This is a genomic window from Bradyrhizobium liaoningense (assembly GCF_018130825.1).
Lineage (GTDB): Bacteria > Pseudomonadota > Alphaproteobacteria > Rhizobiales > Xanthobacteraceae > Bradyrhizobium > Bradyrhizobium liaoningense_B.
On sequence record NZ_JAFCJS010000008.1, the window covers coordinates 23,276 to 38,083 of the forward strand.

Annotated in this window: 14 protein-coding genes; 6 read left to right on the forward strand and 8 right to left on the reverse strand. The window is 65.3% G+C overall.

From position 1 onward, the window contains the following. Nucleotides 1-48 precede the first annotated feature (48 nt). Nucleotides 49-1,416: a flippase gene (locus JQ603_RS29375; protein WP_212345438.1), complete on the reverse strand. Its 1,368-nt coding sequence runs from the start codon at nt 1,414-1,416 to the stop codon at nt 49-51. Between the two features lie 842 nt (nt 1,417-2,258). After that, nucleotides 2,259-3,098, reverse strand: a complete 840-nt coding sequence (locus JQ603_RS29380; RefSeq protein ID WP_212344728.1) for a protein-disulfide reductase DsbD domain-containing protein — start codon at nt 3,096-3,098, stop codon at nt 2,259-2,261. Nucleotides 3,099-3,240: 142 nt separating this feature from the next. Here JQ603_RS29380 and JQ603_RS29385 point away from each other — a divergent pair, with 142 nt between their 5' ends. Next, nucleotides 3,241-3,885: a YqgE/AlgH family protein gene (locus JQ603_RS29385; RefSeq protein WP_212344731.1), complete on the forward strand. Its 645-nt coding sequence runs from the start codon at nt 3,241-3,243 to the stop codon at nt 3,883-3,885. A gap of 161 nt (nt 3,886-4,046) precedes the next feature. Here the strand turns inward: JQ603_RS29385 and JQ603_RS29390 are convergent, their stop codons facing one another. Next, nucleotides 4,047-4,934, reverse strand: a complete 888-nt coding sequence (locus JQ603_RS29390; protein ID WP_212344734.1) for a TauD/TfdA dioxygenase family protein — start codon at nt 4,932-4,934, stop codon at nt 4,047-4,049. A gap of 98 nt (nt 4,935-5,032) precedes the next feature. After that, nucleotides 5,033-5,812: an SDR family NAD(P)-dependent oxidoreductase gene (locus JQ603_RS29395; protein WP_212344737.1), complete on the reverse strand. Its 780-nt coding sequence runs from the start codon at nt 5,810-5,812 to the stop codon at nt 5,033-5,035. A gap of 97 nt (nt 5,813-5,909) precedes the next feature. On the opposite strand from JQ603_RS29395, the gene JQ603_RS29400 reads away from it, so the two are divergent. Both JQ603_RS29400 and JQ603_RS29405 read left to right on the forward strand, forming a co-directional pair. Continuing rightward, on the forward strand, nt 5,910-6,647 hold the full coding sequence (locus JQ603_RS29400) for an SDR family NAD(P)-dependent oxidoreductase (protein ID WP_212344739.1): 738 nt from the start codon (nt 5,910-5,912) through the stop codon (nt 6,645-6,647). 84 nt (nt 6,648-6,731) lie between these two features. Continuing rightward, nucleotides 6,732-7,106, forward strand: a complete 375-nt coding sequence (locus JQ603_RS29405; protein ID WP_212344742.1) for a CsbD family protein — start codon at nt 6,732-6,734, stop codon at nt 7,104-7,106. Nucleotides 7,107-7,264: 158 nt separating this feature from the next. Here the strand turns inward: JQ603_RS29405 and JQ603_RS29410 are convergent, their stop codons facing one another. Both JQ603_RS29410 and JQ603_RS29415 read right to left on the reverse strand, forming a co-directional pair. Then, nucleotides 7,265-8,962: an SGNH/GDSL hydrolase family protein gene (locus JQ603_RS29410; RefSeq protein ID WP_212344745.1), complete on the reverse strand. Its 1,698-nt coding sequence runs from the start codon at nt 8,960-8,962 to the stop codon at nt 7,265-7,267. 178 nt (nt 8,963-9,140) lie between these two features. Beyond that, on the reverse strand, nt 9,141-10,526 hold the full coding sequence (locus JQ603_RS29415; RefSeq protein WP_212344748.1) for a lytic murein transglycosylase: 1,386 nt from the start codon (nt 10,524-10,526) through the stop codon (nt 9,141-9,143). A 203-nt stretch (nt 10,527-10,729) separates the two neighbouring features. Here JQ603_RS29415 and JQ603_RS29420 point away from each other — a divergent pair, with 203 nt between their 5' ends. After that, a complete protein-coding gene (locus JQ603_RS29420; RefSeq protein ID WP_212344751.1) occupies nt 10,730-11,605 on the forward strand; it encodes a UTP--glucose-1-phosphate uridylyltransferase in 876 nt (291 codons plus the stop codon). Between the two features lie 183 nt (nt 11,606-11,788). On the opposite strand, the gene JQ603_RS29425 is transcribed toward JQ603_RS29420, so the two are convergent. Continuing rightward, nucleotides 11,789-13,285, reverse strand: coding sequence for a sensor domain-containing diguanylate cyclase (locus tag JQ603_RS29425; protein WP_212344754.1), 1,497 nt, complete (start codon nt 13,283-13,285; stop codon nt 11,789-11,791). 155 nt (nt 13,286-13,440) lie between these two features. Here JQ603_RS29425 and JQ603_RS29430 point away from each other — a divergent pair, with 155 nt between their 5' ends. Together JQ603_RS29430 and JQ603_RS29435 are read left to right on the forward strand one after the other, a co-directional pair. Beyond that, nucleotides 13,441-13,701: a DUF7662 domain-containing protein gene (locus JQ603_RS29430; protein WP_212344757.1), complete on the forward strand. Its 261-nt coding sequence runs from the start codon at nt 13,441-13,443 to the stop codon at nt 13,699-13,701. A gap of 9 nt (nt 13,702-13,710) precedes the next feature. Next, entirely contained in the window at nt 13,711-13,959 is a 249-nt protein-coding gene (locus JQ603_RS29435; protein WP_212344760.1) for a hypothetical protein, read from the forward strand. Between the two features lie 443 nt (nt 13,960-14,402). Here JQ603_RS29435 and JQ603_RS29440 read toward each other — a convergent pair whose 3' ends face one another. Then, a complete protein-coding gene (locus JQ603_RS29440; protein ID WP_212344764.1) occupies nt 14,403-14,573 on the reverse strand; it encodes a hypothetical protein in 171 nt (56 codons plus the stop codon). Nucleotides 14,574-14,808 lie beyond the last annotated feature (235 nt).

Sequence of the window (14,808 nt, forward strand, 5' to 3'; positions counted from 1 at the left end):
CCTCCATCGCCCGCGTGTCGCGAAACAGCCGTTTCCTGGCGTCAGCGCCTATTTACCGAACGCCAGCACGTGCAGTCCCAGCCGCTGCCGCACGATCCAGAACAGCAGGACCGTCTCGAAGCTCAGCGAGATCGAGGTCGCGGCCGCCGCGCCGTGGCCGCCGAAGCGCGGCACCAGGATCACGCAGAGCACGAGGTTCATCACGAAGGCCAGCGCATAGGCCAGCGCGCAGATCTTCTGCTGGCCGAGCATGTTGAGCAGGCGCTCGACCGGGCCGATCGCGGCGCGCACCACGAGGCCGATCGCGGCGACGAACATGATGTCGTAGCCGACCACGAATTGCGGCCCGAACAGCCAGAGCAGCGGCTTGCCGAGCGCGAGCAGCACGATGGTCGCCGCCAGCGACGGCCAGAACGTCCAGTTGATGGCGTGCGCGACATAGGCCGATAGCCGCGCCTTGTCGCCGCTGGCATTGTATTCCGCGAAGCGATGCGCCGTTGTCGCCGACATCGCGTAGTGGATGAACGAGACCAGCGCCAGCGTCTTCACCACGGCGAAATAGACGCCGACCTCGTCGGACGGGCGGAACTGCTGCAGCACCAGCACGTCGGTGTAGGAGAGGAGCAGGTAGAAGCTCTCCACCAGCAGGATCGGCAGTGAGACAGCGAGCCAGCCGCTGACATCGTAGGCCTTGGGGCCCGGCTCGATGTGATCGGCGAGCTTGCGGTTCAGCACTACCATCTGCCCGGTCATCGCGATCCACACCGCGCCCAGGCTTGCGACCATCGCGGCGACCGCGCCGAGATGATAGCCGAGCAGGAAGGCAGCGCCCGTGATGCCGATGATCAGCGCCTGACGGATGATGAATTGCGGCATCAGGCCGAGCTGCATCCAGTCATGCGAGCGCGCGATGCCGTCCTGGGTGTTGGCGACGACGAAGGCGGGCAGCGTCATGCAGCCGATATAGAGCGGCAGCACCTCGGCCGGATCGATCCAGGGCGACAGCAGCCTGACGATGCCGGCAAGGCCGAGCGATACCAGAGTGGAGACGGCAAAGGTCAGCCAGCGGCTGCCGGAGAGGAAGCCGCGCAGCAGTGCATGCTCGCCGCCGGCGCGGTACTCCGGAATGATCTTCTGCGCGGAGGCCGAGATACCGAAATCCATCATGCTGCCGAGCAGCAGCACCCAGGTCCAGACATAGACATAGATGCCGTAGTCGGACGTGCCCATCCAGCGCGCCAGCAGCACCTGCGAGACATAGGCGAGGCCTGCGCTGATGACGCGGATGATGAAGATGGTGCCGGCCAGTCGCCGCGTCAGCGACGCCTCGCTCGATCCGCCCGTGAGCTTGGCCCGCAGCCGCACGATCAGCCCGGCCGGTCCGGTCGTTGCGGGTTGTGCATCCATCACGGCCACGTCGAGATCCCCAAGCGCCCGCATCAGGCGTCCCGCATGCTGCGGCAGCCTTCGACCTAGCAACCATTCGTTAAGATACGGTTGGACCACCGATGTTGTCCCGGCCTGGGACGTGTACGCATGAACTGGCGCGGCGTCAGGGCGCGGCATGCAACAGGCGGCCCTTTGGGGCCGCCTGATGTAACTTCAGAGCAGATGGGCTATTGGCAGAGATGCTGGCGACCGTCAGCACCCTTGTAAAGGGTGCCAGGCCTGCAGACGATGCCGTTGCGGGCGGCATATTGAGACCAGCTGCCGTTCCAGCCGTAACCGCCGCCGCCACCGCCATACATGGCGTAGGAATTGCCCCAGCCGCCGGGATTGCCCCAGCTGCCGGCGGCGGGAGCGCCTACTGGCGCCGGCTGTTGAGACGCTGCTCGCCGAGATACTTGCCGATACCGAGGGCTGGTGGGGGGACTGCCGGTCCCAAGACCCGTGCAGTTGGCGAATTCAGCTTGGCAGAGGTCCGGATTGGATTGGGCCCACTGCGCTGGTGCAGCAGAACTGAACAAGGCGGCTGCCGCAACCACGGCCGCGCCAAGAATCCTTGGATTCATCATGGCTTGCTCCTTGTGGTTTGACGTGGCGCTGAATGCCACGTTTGGCGGAGCCTATACGACGCTTGCGAGCCTGACCATGCTGCTTCGGCATCGCCAAAATTGGGACTGCTCTGGGTCTAGGAACGGTAATGCTCTGGCTGATCGTAAGATTTCCGCTTGAGCGTCAGAGGCTGACGTCTGCGCCTTCTCGATTACACGTTCTCGTGTGCAATGTTGCACGGGAGCCGGGACGATCGGGAAACATCATTCCAGATTCGTATTGAACTCGTACGACTTCTCGGGCCCGACCAGCGTGAACTTCAGCGCGGCCCCCTCGGGCTTGGCGCCCGGCGGCAACCCGTCGAGCTCGAACGTGAAGCGCTTCACTCCGGGCGCGCTGTGCGCGACCGGCGCCGGGATCGGCAATGCCCAGTCGGGCGTCGGCCCTTCCACGTACAGATTGACGTTGCGGCCGTCGGGCACGACCACGTCGACCACCACGTTCTTGGGGCCGTCGCGCTTGACGTCGCGAATGGTGAGCGGATTGGGATCGCCGATCGTGGCGGGCTTCGGCACGGTGTCGAGCGCCGCACGCAAATTCGCGTCTTCGGTCGAGGCGACGCTGTTGAAGCCGAGCTCGGCATTGGCCTCGACGGGAATGCAGAGTTTCTCGCACACGGCGTAGTTGATCTCGGCGCGCAGCGTCACCGGCTTGTCGGCCGACTTGGCGACGATGCGCAGCGGCAACACGATCTGGTCGTGATAGCCGATCGAGTGGCCGCCGGCGCCGTCGTCGAACTTCAGCGGCGCCGGCCACATCACCGTCACCGCTTCGACATTATCGGATTTCGAGAAGTCGAACCGCGGCGGAACGCCGGAATCGCCGGGCATGCGCCAATAGGTCTTCCAGCCCGGCTGGAGCTGGAAGGCGATACCGCCGAGCAGCACGGCGCCACTGCGCGATCCCGCCAGCAGCCGCACCGCGGAATGTCCGTCGCGCTGCCACGGCGAGGCGTCGTCGGCATAGGCGGTGATGGCCAGCGCTGACGCGAACAGGGCTGTCGCGACGCCGATCGCCGCACGCGGGGGAACTTGTGTGAGCATGGCACGTCTTTACAGGGTCGCCCTGGGGCAAACCATTGAATTGCTTGTGATGGATGCACTCGAATCTAATCTCTGCAAGCCTTGATTTGACAGCGGCTAGGTCCGACATCAGGATAGGAATTGAAACCGGAGTGCTTCACCGATGGCTCCCACTGGCAAGAGGACGGGCGAAAGCACCCGCAACGCGGGCCCCACGCCTCCCAATTCAGCCGGCTATCTCGACGGCCGCCTCCTGATCGCGATGCCCGTGATGGGCGATCCCCGCTTCGAGCGCTCGGTGATCTATCTCTGCGCTCATTCGGCGGAAGGCGCCATGGGCATCATCGTCAACCATCCCGCCGGCAGCATCGACTTCCCCGAGCTGTTGCAGCAGCTCGGCATCATCAAGAAGGGCGAGCACATCAAGCTGCCGGAGAATGCCGAAAGCATGAAGGTGCTGCGCGGCGGGCCGGTCGATACCGGCCGCGGCTTCGTGCTGCATTCCAGCGACTTCTACATCGAGAACGCGACGCTGCGGATCGATGACGGCGTCTGCCTCACCGCGACCGTCGACATCCTGCGCGCGATCGCCAATGGCTCCGGCCCCAAGCACGCCATCCTCGCGCTCGGCTACGCCGGCTGGGCGCCGGGCCAGCTCGAGACCGAGATCCAGAGCAATGGCTGGCTGCATTGCGATGCGGACACCGACCTGATCTTCGGCGACGACGTCGACGAGAAATACGGCCGCGCCCTGCGCAAGATCGGCATCGACCCCGGCATGCTCTCGAACGAGGCCGGGCACGCGTAGCTGGCGCGGCATCCACCGCTGTCGCGAGTCACCCTCTGCTGTCATGCCCCGGCTTGACCGGGGCATCCAGTACGCCGCAGCCTATCGTTTCTATCACGACCGTCTCGGAGTACTGGATCGCCCGGTCAAGCCGGGCGATGACACCCGTTGCTATGCCGCGCCTACTCCGCCGCCTGCTGCTGCACCGTCGGCTCGGTCCCCGCGACCGTCGCCCTGCGCATGTCGCGCGGTTGCGACTGGTCGTAGCGGCGGACGCGGTGCATGGTCTGGCGGTTGTCCCACATCACAAGGTCATGCAGCTTCCATTTATGGACGTAGACGAACTCTGCTTGCGTCGCGTGCTCATTCAGATCGCGCAGCAGCAGGCGTCCCTCCGGCACGCTCATGCCGACCACCTTGCCGGTATGTGATGACAGATAGAGCGACTTGCGGCGATGCACGGGATGGGTCCGCACCAGCCGTTGCAGCACCGGCTTGAACATCTCCTTCTCGTCGTCGGTGTATTCGGTGAAGCCGAGCGATCCCCGCGAATACATCAGCGAGTGTTCGCAGACGAGGTTCTCGATCTCCGTCTTGGTGTCGTCGTCGAGCGCGTCATAGGCCGCCCGCATGTCTGCGAATTCGGTGTTGCCGCCCTTCGGATTCACCACCCGCGCCGACAGTAGCGAGAATTTTGCCGGAATCGGGCGGAACGAGCTGTCGGAATGCCACAGGCAGTTGCCGAGGTTGAACAGATGTGCGCGGCTGTCCTTCGCCAGCGGCTTGCCGTCCTTGCCGAGATTGGAGACGTCGTTCAGGCCGGACTGCAGCCGGTAATCCTTCTCCTTGGTCACGGTGCCGCCGCGTGCATCCTCGCGCTGGCCGAAGTTGAGGGCGAAGGCCATCTGCTGCTCGTCGGTGATGTCCTGGTCGTGGAAGACAAGCACCGCATATTTGTCCATGGCAGCCTCGACCTCGCGCGCCTCCGCCTCGGTGAGGGGCTTGCGCAGATCGAGGCCGGACACCTCGCCGACAAAATGTTTTTGAAGCTGCCGGATGGCGATCGTCATGACGTTCTCTCCCGCGTGCCGCGAACGGTTGGTCCCGTTCTGTCGGTGAAAAAGCTACTCCTGCACTCGCAGTTGTCAACGCGCGACGCGCATGCCTCTTACGCGTTGCGCGCCATCAGGCCGCCATCGACCGGGATCACCGCGCCGGTGAGGAACGACGCCGCCGGCAGGCACAGGCTCAACGTCATATGCGCGACCTCCTCGGGGTCGCCGTAACGGCCGAGTGCGGTGCGGCGCTTGGCGTAGATGGTCTTGTGCTCCTCGGAAATGCGCTCGGTGATGGCGGTGCGGATCGGGCCCGGGCAGATGCAGTTGACGGTGATGCCCTCGCGGCCGAGCTCGACCGCCAGCGAGCGGGTGAGGCTCGTGACGCCGCCCTTCGCCGCCGAATAGGGGCTGTGCAATGCGGTGGCGCCGAGCGCCTCGGTGGAAGCGATGTTGACGATGCGCGGGCTCTTCGACTTGCGCAAATGCGGCAGCGCGGCGCGGATGATGCGGGGGTGCGCCGTCAGCATCACGGCGATGCCTTTGGCCCAGGCGTCCTCGTAAGTCTCGTCGTCGATCGCGACACGCACGGAGATGCCGGCATTGTTGACGACGATATCGAGGCCGCCGAAATGCGCGGCGACATCCCCGACCACGCGCTTGATCTCGCCGCCGTCGGCGACGTCGAGCTTCCACGCCTTCGCCGCGCCGCCGCTGGCCGTGATTTCCTTCGCGACAGCATGCGCGCCTTGCTCGTCATAATCGGTGACGGCGACGTTCGCGCCCTCGCCCGCGAACACGTGCGCGGTCGCACGCCCCATGCCGCTCGCTGCGCCCGTGACGAGAACGGTCAGGCCCTTCACGGACCGGCTGAGCTGCTTGAACTCGGACATGCTGTTTCCTCGCGGCGTGTTGTTCGTTGTTATGATTGACAAGGCTGGCATCGATCCGCAGAGAGGTCAAACAAGCAAAACAAAAGGGGAGGCCGCGATGGCGAACGAGCTGGATTTTTCAGGGAAGCAGGTGCTGGTCGTCGGTGGTTCCAGCGGCATCGGCAACGGCATCGCACAAGCCTTTCGCGCCAGGGGCGCAGCTGTTGCGGTTTGCGGCACGCGTGCTCACGCAACGGAATATTCAGCTGAAGAGGGCTCCGATCTTAACGGTCTTGCTTACGCGCAGCTCGATGTCAGCAATGCCGCTGCGATCGAAGCGTTCAAGCCGTCGTTCGATCGCCTCGACATCCTCGTGCTCGCGCAGGGCGCGGTGATCTATCGCCGCGGCGAATTCGAGATGAGCGGATTCCGCAAGGTTGTCGAAGTCAACCTGATGAGCCTGATGGCCTGCGCGACGCGGTTTCATTCCATGTTGCGGGATGCGAAGGGCGCGCTGATCATGGTGTCCTCGACCGCGGCCTATCATTCCACCATGGGCAATCCCGCCTACAACGCCTCGAAGACCGGCGCGGTCGGATTGACGCGCACGCTGGGCGAGGCCTGGGCCGAGGACGGCATCCGCGTCAACGGCATCGCGCCCGGCCTCGTCGACACCAAGATGACGAAGGTGACGACCGACAATCCCAAGCGGCTCGAAGCGGCGCTGTCGCGCATTCCACTGCGGCGACTGGGCACGCCGGCCGACATGGCGGGCGCAGCCTTGTTCCTGGCCTCGCCGCTGTCGTCCTACATCATCGGCCAGACGCTGGTCGTCGATGGCGGGCTGATCTTGTAGATCATCCGGGCTACACTTTCGTCGACACTTGGAACTGCGCCGCTCCTGATCGGTTACTTGGGCTGACCCCCGAGGAGGAGCATCATGGACACGGATCGGATTGTCGGATCAGCCAAGGAATTCGCCGGACGTGCGGAAGGCGCAGTCGGAGACATGGCGGGCGATGCCAAGACGCAGGCGTCGGGCAAGGCGCGCGAAGCTGCAGGCACCGTGCAGAATCTTTACGGCCAGGCCAAGGATGCCGTGCGTGATGCCGCGGATACCGCGACGGGCTACGCCAAGGACGCCTATGAGAGCAGTGGCGACACCTTCCGCGACGGCACGCAGGCGCTGTCGAAGAAAGTGCAGGACAACCCGCTCGGCGCGCTGCTCGTTGCCGGCGGCATCGGATTTGCGCTCGCGCTTCTGATGTCGCGCCCCGCCCGCCGTCCGCCGCCGCGCTGGCGCTATTACGGCTGATAGCCGCAAACACGTATCTCTCGTGCCCCGGACGCGCTGCAGCGCTAAAGCGCTGCTGCGCAGAGCCGGGGCCCATTCTTTTTGAAGTAGATGTTGGGTCCCGGCTCTGCGTCGCATCACCAAGAGGTGCTGCGCCGCGTCCGGGACACGAGATTCAACTACCGGACTTCCGCCGATCGCCCGACATTAGCCGGCGGCCGCGGGATCGCAGGGTTCTGCGCCGGATTGCGCGGCCCGGGCGCGGGTGCGAATTGACGCGGCGCCGGCGGCGGCGAGCCGAAACCAAAGAAATCCCGGAACGACGGCGTGGCCTGCGCCGGCTGCTGCGGTGGCGCGACGGGCGGCTTCTTCGGCGCGAGCTTGGGTGGGGCGATCGCAGCGGCCGCACCCGATGCAGTGGGAGAGGCGGCGTTGCCGTCGGGCGTCGTTGCCGCCATCGGCGTATCGCCCTTGGCCTGCTCGCGGCCGACCTCGCGGCGCGGCCAGGCATAATCGTCGGCGCGGCCGGCGGGGGCCGTCAGCGGCTCGCCCTTCACCATCGTCTTCGCAGCGAGCGCATCGACGGCGGCGGGACGCGAGCCCGGCCCGCCCAGCAATTGATCGGTCGAGATCGAGGCCGCGACCAGCGGCACGATCGGGCCGGCCAGCGGACGCGGCGCCGGCTTGCCGGGCTCGGCGCTGGTGTCGGGGGTCGCAGGCTCGCTCGGCAGCGCGATCGGGCCGGAGCGCCCGGCCAGCAGGCGCGTGATCTCGCGCTCGACATAGTGCGCGAGCTTTCGCGCGCCGGGCTTGGTGAAGTAGACGCCGTCGGAGCTGCGGAGCTGGCGGATCTGGCCTTCGAAGTCCGGGCCCTTCTGCAGGAAGCGGCCGGCCTCGTCGACAAAGCCGTCCCAGACGTCGACATAGGTGATGCCGGCCTTGGCCGCGCCCTCGCGATAGAGCGAATCCAGGAACAGCATGTCGGCCGTTCCCTTCTGTCCGCGGATCGCGGGCAGGCCGACCCAGAGCACCGGCACGCCCTTGGCCTTGAGCAGGTTGGCCAGCTCCTCGACCTTCTTGGTGTAGAGCTCGACCCAGCGTTCGTCGCGGAATTCGTAGAGGCCGTTCGGATTGCGCGCCGTCTTTTCCGGCGCGGCCGCAGGCGTGTCGGCATTGTCGGCGTCATCCTGCGGCAGGTCGGCATCGGCCGGCTTGTCGTCCGGCTTGGCGGCGGCGTCGGGCTTGGCGTCGCCGGGCTTAGCCGGTTGCTTGGCGCGCGCGCCCTTGTCGTTCTTCTTGTCCTTGTCTTTGTCCTTGTCCGACTTGTCGGCGACGGGCTCGCGGATCGCGATACGATCGTTGAGGCCGAGCATGACGACGATCACGTCGGGCTTCTCGGTCTCGAGGATGCCCTTCGCCGCCGCCGTCCAGTCCGAGGGCTCGCCCTTCGGCTGGTACTTGATCAGGCCGGACGTCGTCTTGTGCTTGCGGATCACGCCCATGTCGGGCTGCTCGCTATAGGCATCTTCCAGGCCGTAGGCGAGCCAGTCGGCCATGGCGTCGCCGATCACCAGCACGTTCTTGTCGGGCGTGGTGTCGCGCTTGGCCGGTGCCGGCGCGCGCGAAAAATCCTGGCGCGGGGCCTGCTGCTGTTGCTGCTGGAACGGCGCGAAGAAGTCGCCGCCGAACCATCCACCGCCGCCTCCGCCCTGGCGCGGCGGCGGGGCCGAGCGTTGCGGCGGGCCGCCGAAGCCGGGGAAGTTGAAGAACTGTGCGGAAGCGGGCCCTGCGACCGAGACCAATATCGCAAGCGCCGTCCCCAGCGCGATCAGCGGGCCGGTCTCGGTCAGCGCCTTGAACAGGGACTTCTTCGACATGCGATCTCGGCCGCGCAATGGGTCTGGAATAGGCTCGATATAATAACGGAATCGGGCGCCAAACGGGCAGATTCCGTTGCAGATTTTTGACGGATTCTGGCGCCATACACCGGGGAACAGCCGCCCCCGTCAAGGCCGCCGGGCAAAATCCCTGTTCAGGGTTACTTTCGGCGCGATTTTACCGCCCGCGCAGCCGGTCCAGCACGTCGGAGGAGGCAAAACCGTCGGCGGGGACCCCGATCGAGGCCTGGAAGTTGCGGAGCGCCTCCCGTGTCTGGCCGCCGAACTGGCCGTCCGGAGTGCCCTTGTAGAAGCCGCGCTGGGCCAGAAGCTGCTGCAGTTCCAGCCGCTCGGTGCGGGACAGCTCGCGTTCCTGGCGCGGCCAGGGCTGCACGAAGGGCTGCCCGCCACGCAGGCGGTCGGCGAAATGGCCGATCGCCAGCGCATAGGCCTCGGCCGGGTTGTACTTCATGATGACGCGGTAGTTCTGCAGCATCAGGAAGCCGGGGCCTTGCGCGCCCGCCGGCGCCAGCAGATAGGCTTTCTCCGCCGGGTGCGGGAAGGGCTGGTTGGTCGGGCGCTTCAGCCCGAGCTTCTCCCACTGCGCGATCGTCTGCGCCTTGGCGCGGTCGGCCAGCATGTAGTTGAACCCTTGCGGCACCACGACCTCGAAGCCCCAGGTCTGGCCGGACTGCCAGCCGTCCTTCTTCAGGTTGTTGGCGGTCGACGCGATCAGGTCGGTGGGATTGTCGACGACGTCGCGCCGTCCGTCGCCGTCGCCGTCGACCGCAAAGCGCTTGAACGCGGTCGGCATGAACTGGGTCGGGCCGAAGGCGCCGGCCCAGGAGCCGCGCATCTGCTCCGGGCGCAGATCGCCGCGGTTGAGGATCTCCAGTGCGGAGAGGAATTCGTCCTTGAAATAAGCCTGGCGGCGGCCGATGCAGGCGAGCGTCGCGGTCGATTGCAGCACGCTGCGGTCGCCCATCTGCGTCGAGTAATTGGACTCGATGCCCCAGATCGAGGCGATGATGTAGCGGTCGACGCCGGTGGCCTTTTCGGTGGCGTCGAACTGCGCCTTGTATTTGGCGAGCACCTCGCGGCCCTTGGCGAGGCGATTGTCGTTCACGAGGATGTCGAGATAATCCCAGATCGATTTTGTGAACTCCGGCTGCGAGTCCATCAGGTCCATGATGCGCAGATCGGGCGCAAGCCCAGCGGTGAAGCGCTGGAAGTTGTCCTGGGTGATGCCGCGCCGTGCGGCATCGGGCCACATGCCCGCGACGCAATTGTCGAAATTGCCGGCGGCCTCGCGGATCGCGGCGGCCGTCATCAGCGGATGGCCGGAGGCACCGTCCTCGCCGCTCCAGGGCTGCGCGCCGCCGGGGCCGGGCGCGGGTTGTGATGGCGCGGGATTCGTGCCGGAGAAAATGCCGCCGAACAGGTTCGACAGTCCGTTCTGCGACTGGGCGTTCACACTGGCCGGCAGCAGCAAGGCGGCCGCAACCAACCCTGCGCCGCTCACAAATCCAGCACGTTTTGCCAGCGCTGCCACTGATTGCATCATGTCCTTCCCGTCCGGCCAAAATCCGCCATCAGGAGGCCCAGTACCGGTTGCCAATAGCTTAACAAAGGTGAAATTTTAGTGGCTGCTTTTTTCTTAACTCGGCACGCGCGAGGCCCCACATCCGCCTTTGTTAGCGGCTGCAAACAGGCTAGCAAGATGCCATTGCTCCCGTCACGCATGCCCTCAGGTATTCGATCAATCCCATGAAAATTCGCAAAGCCGTATTCCCCGTCGCCGGCCTCGGCACCCGCGTCCTGCCCGCCACCAAGGCGATGCCGAAGGAAATGCTGACCATCGTCGACAAGCCGCTGATTCAATACGTCTATGACGAGGCGAGGGAGGCCGGCATCGAGCACTTCATCTTCGTCACCGGCCGCAACAAAAACGTCATCGAAGATCATTTCGACAAGATGTTCGAACTCGACGCGACGCTGGCCGCGCGCGGCAAGAAGGCCGAGCAGGAGATCCTGGCGCAGAACCAGCCGGACGCCGGTGCCGTCAGCTTCACCCGCCAGCAGGCGCCGCTCGGCCTCGGCCACGCGGTCTGGTGCGCGCGCGACATCGTCGGCAACGAGCCGTTCGCGGTGGTGCTGCCGGACGAGCTCGTGCTCAACACGCCCGGCTGCCTCAAGCAGATGATCGAGACCGCCGCAACGCTCGGCGAGAAATCCAATTTGATCGCGGTCGAGGCGGTGCCCGACCATCTCACCCATCAATACGGCATCTGCGGCGTCGGAAAGCGTACCGGCAAGATGTTCGAGGTCGATGGCATGGTCGAGAAGCCGGCCAAGGGCACCGCGCCCTCCAACCTCTCGATCACCGGCCGTTACATCCTGCAGCCGGAGATCTTCAAGATCCTGGAGACGCAGGAGCGCGGCGCCGGCGGCGAGATCCAGCTCACCGATGCCATGATCGGCCTCGCCAAGTCGCAGAAGTTCTACGGCGTCGAGTTCGAGGGCGAGCGCCATGATTGCGGCTCCAAGCCCGGCTTCCTCCGCGCCAACATCGCCTACGGCCTGAAGCGGCCGGAGCTGCGTGACGGTCTGATTGCGGAGATGAAGAAGTATCTGGGGCAGTAGGCCCCACTGTCGTCCTGGCGAAAGCCAGGACCCATACCGCGTGATCCATCGATTGCGGTCGGTAGTTGTACCGAACTGCAAGTCTTCACCAAACTGCTTCCTGGGGTAATGGGTCCTGGCTTTCGCCAGGACGACGCCGAGTATTTGGCGCGCTGCTCATCGCAACGACGGCGGCGCCGTCCCTCACGCCACCAGCGACAGCTTCGGCAGGCTCGCGACCACGGACTGGTTGCGGCCGCCGGCTTTGGCGGCGTAGAGCGCCTTGTCGGCGGCGGCGACCAGGATTGTCCAGTCCATGCCGGCGGCGGGGACGAGGCTGGCGATGCCGCAGGACACCGTCGACGTCGCCTGGTCGTCGGACCAGCCCTGCACCTTGAGGCGGATCGTCTCGGCGATCTTGAAGGCCTCAGTGGCCGAGGTGTCCGGCAGCAGCACCGCGAATTCCTCGCCGCCATAGCGCGCGGCGCAGTCGCCGGCGCGCCGCACCGAGTCGGAAATGCAGATGGCGATGCCGACCAGCACCTGGTCGCCGGCCTGATGACCGAAGGTGTCGTTGTAGGCCTTGAAGTGATCGGCATCGATCATCAGCAGCGCGACCGGTGTCTTCTGGCGCATGGCGCGCCGCCATTCGACGTCGATGACGGTGTCGAACTTGCGGCGGTTCTTCAGGCCAGTGAGCGCATCCGTCGTCGCCAGCTCCTCGAGCTTGCGCTCGGCCTCGGCGCGCCGGCCGATCTCGCGCGCGAGCACGAGCGTCGATGCCAGCATGAACACGATCAGCGCCAGCACCACGGCGCCGATGCGATAGGCCTCCTTCCGCCACAGCTCGAACACCGCGCTCAGAGGCTTGCCGGCCACCACAAACAACGGTCCGCCGTCGCCGCTGCGCGCATAGAGCCGCGGCGTCGGATCGACCGGGCCCTGGCCGGAATAGGAGCTGCCGGCGCGCAGATTGTCCGCCTTCCAGCTCTGACGCTCGTTCAGGTTCCTGCCGATCACGTCGAGGTCGAACGGCCGCCGCATCATGATGGTGCGGTCGCGCTTGAGCACGGTGATGGTGTCTTCGGGATCGAGGCTCAGGCGCTCGAACAATTCGTGGAAATAGCTGAAGCGGATCGAGCCGGTGACGACGCCCATGAAGCCGCCGTCGGTGTCGCTGATGCGCCGGCTCAGCACGATCGAATAGGCGCCGCGGAACAGCATCGGGCGGCTGATGAAGAGACCGGCGCCGGGATTGTCGCGGTGGACCGTGAAATAGTCCTCGTCGGCGCGATTTTCGGAGGGCGGATCGAGCGTGGATGCATCGATCGTCAGCCTGCCCTCCGCGTCATAGACCTGGATGGCGCCGAAATGCCGTGCCGTCGTCGCATGATCGAACAGGATCAGGTGCCGGACCGGCGTCGAGACCGTGGCGAGCTCCGGCAGCAGCATGTTGCTGGCGACCGCCTTCAGCGACAGATCGTAGATCTCGATGTTGCGGCTGATGTCGGATTCGATGGTGGTGGCAAGGTTTTCCAGCGTCTGGCGGGCCAGCGCCTCTTCGCCGCGGCGCATGTCCAGCATGACGTTGACGCAAATGGCGGAAAAGCCGATCACCGTCACCACGGACGAGATGATCAGCAGCTTCGCCGAAATCCGCCACGGCCGGCGGGCCATGACTTCGCGCCATCCAGACAGCATCGTTTGCTCCCGACCCTGATGGATGCGCCCTAAACCTTGAGCAGTGTTTAAGCTGGTACGGCGCTGCCGCAATGAGTTAAGAATCGGTTGATGCGGCTAACGATTTTCGGCAGGCCTCATGTGAAGAGATCCGGGCTTCGGACGAGAGGACGAGTGTGAACGACTACGACGCGTTGCGCGATTATCTGCTGCGGCAGAAGCAGGCGGAATTCGTGCTGACCTTCGAGCAGATCGAGGAGATCATCGGTGCGGCGCTGCCGCGCGCGGCCAATCGTGCCTCATGGTGGGACAGTTTGCGCAGCCCCGACATCCAGATGCCGCAACGCGAGGCCTGCCTCGCCGCCGGATTCGTGGCGACACGGATGCCGGACGGAGCGAGCGTGCGGTTCAGGAAGCAGAAATCCCAGCGCAGGTGAGGCCGCCGCATGATCCTGCGCTGGCTGAGGGGTATTCTTGGCGCAGCTCTGATCGGTCTGGGCGTGCTCTTTGCGCTCGCCTTCGAGGCCCGCTACTGGCGCTGGCGCGACTGTTTTAACGAACTCGGCCGCTGCTACGACCCGGTCTCGCAGGACGTCTATCTCGAGCAGGCGGGAATGGTCTGGGGCGGTCTGGCGGCGATTTCGTTACTGGCGGGGATTTGGTTGGTCGGGAGTCTGCGGCGCAAGCCGAGCTAAAGCACGAGCTACGGAGACAGTATCGTAGGGTGGGCAAAGCGGAGCGTGCCCACCACCTCTGGTAGGGTTGGATGGTGAGCACGGCGCAAGTGCGCCTTTGCCCACCCTACGGTACCAGATCAGGCGGACGCGCGGTCCACCGCGAACGTGAGAACGGTCGCCGCTAGCCGGGGTGTCGAGCCAAGGCCTTCATTGGCGCTCACGGAGCCAGCGTTCGTTGTCGGCGTGTGCTCGTATCAGACATCTGGTTGTCTGCCGGTCGCAGGCGCGCATGCACACGTTCTGGCGGCCCCGAACGTCACCGGCCCCGCCGGTGTAGTCGGCACATGTGCCGATGCAGTTTGCGCCTCGATCCTCGCATCGTGCAGCCGTCACTGCTTCGGCCGAGGAGGCGAGGAACATTCCGGTGCCTATGAGGGTGATCGCGTAGAAAAGGTGCCGGGTCATCCGTAACTCCTGAGAAGGAGGCGCTTGGTCTGCTCATTCCAGCCGTTGCGCTTGACGTGTGTGGGCACGTCGAGAACGACAGTGGCGAGCCCAACGACCTCGATGACGAAACCGTTCTGGATCGAATGCTGCGCGCCATTTTTCGCGGCGGTTGAGCTGCGGCCCATTGATCTGGATCAAGCACGGCCTCGCCGGCACCTCACCCCGTGGCTTCGCGGGCGGCCCCTCAAGGAGGGGAGAGGGAGGCGGTTAGAATCGTAGGGTGGGCAAAGCGACTTGTCCGCCGTAGCTCGAAGAGCGAAGGCGGAAGCGTGCCCACCATTTGGCGCGGCATGTGTGGAGAGATGGTGGGCACGGCGCAAGTGCGCCTTTGCCCACCCTACGATACCGGACTCGCGGGAG

What these genes read in the sequence shown, in the direction of transcription:
- JQ603_RS29380 (WP_212344728.1), bottom strand. Translation starts at nt 3,098, where the DNA reads ATGCTCACACAAGTTCCCCCGCGTGCGGCGATCGGCGTCGCGACAGCC.
- JQ603_RS29385 (WP_212344731.1), top strand. Translation starts at nt 3,241, where the DNA reads ATGGCTCCCACTGGCAAGAGGACGGGCGAAAGCACCCGCAACGCGGGC.
- JQ603_RS29390 (WP_212344734.1), bottom strand. Translation starts at nt 4,934, where the DNA reads ATGACGATCGCCATCCGGCAGCTTCAAAAACATTTTGTCGGCGAGGTG.
- JQ603_RS29395 (WP_212344737.1), bottom strand. Translation starts at nt 5,812, where the DNA reads ATGTCCGAGTTCAAGCAGCTCAGCCGGTCCGTGAAGGGCCTGACCGTT.
- JQ603_RS29400 (WP_212344739.1), top strand. Translation starts at nt 5,910, where the DNA reads ATGGCGAACGAGCTGGATTTTTCAGGGAAGCAGGTGCTGGTCGTCGGT.
- JQ603_RS29405 (WP_212344742.1), top strand. Translation starts at nt 6,732, where the DNA reads ATGGACACGGATCGGATTGTCGGATCAGCCAAGGAATTCGCCGGACGT.
- JQ603_RS29410 (WP_212344745.1), bottom strand. Translation starts at nt 8,962, where the DNA reads ATGTCGAAGAAGTCCCTGTTCAAGGCGCTGACCGAGACCGGCCCGCTG.
- JQ603_RS29415 (WP_212344748.1), bottom strand. Translation starts at nt 10,526, where the DNA reads ATGATGCAATCAGTGGCAGCGCTGGCAAAACGTGCTGGATTTGTGAGC.
- JQ603_RS29420 (WP_212344751.1), top strand. Translation starts at nt 10,730, where the DNA reads ATGAAAATTCGCAAAGCCGTATTCCCCGTCGCCGGCCTCGGCACCCGC.
- JQ603_RS29425 (WP_212344754.1), bottom strand. Translation starts at nt 13,285, where the DNA reads ATGCTGTCTGGATGGCGCGAAGTCATGGCCCGCCGGCCGTGGCGGATT.
- JQ603_RS29435 (WP_212344760.1), top strand. Translation starts at nt 13,711, where the DNA reads ATGATCCTGCGCTGGCTGAGGGGTATTCTTGGCGCAGCTCTGATCGGT.
- JQ603_RS29440 (WP_212344764.1), bottom strand. Translation starts at nt 14,573, where the DNA reads ATGGGCCGCAGCTCAACCGCCGCGAAAAATGGCGCGCAGCATTCGATC.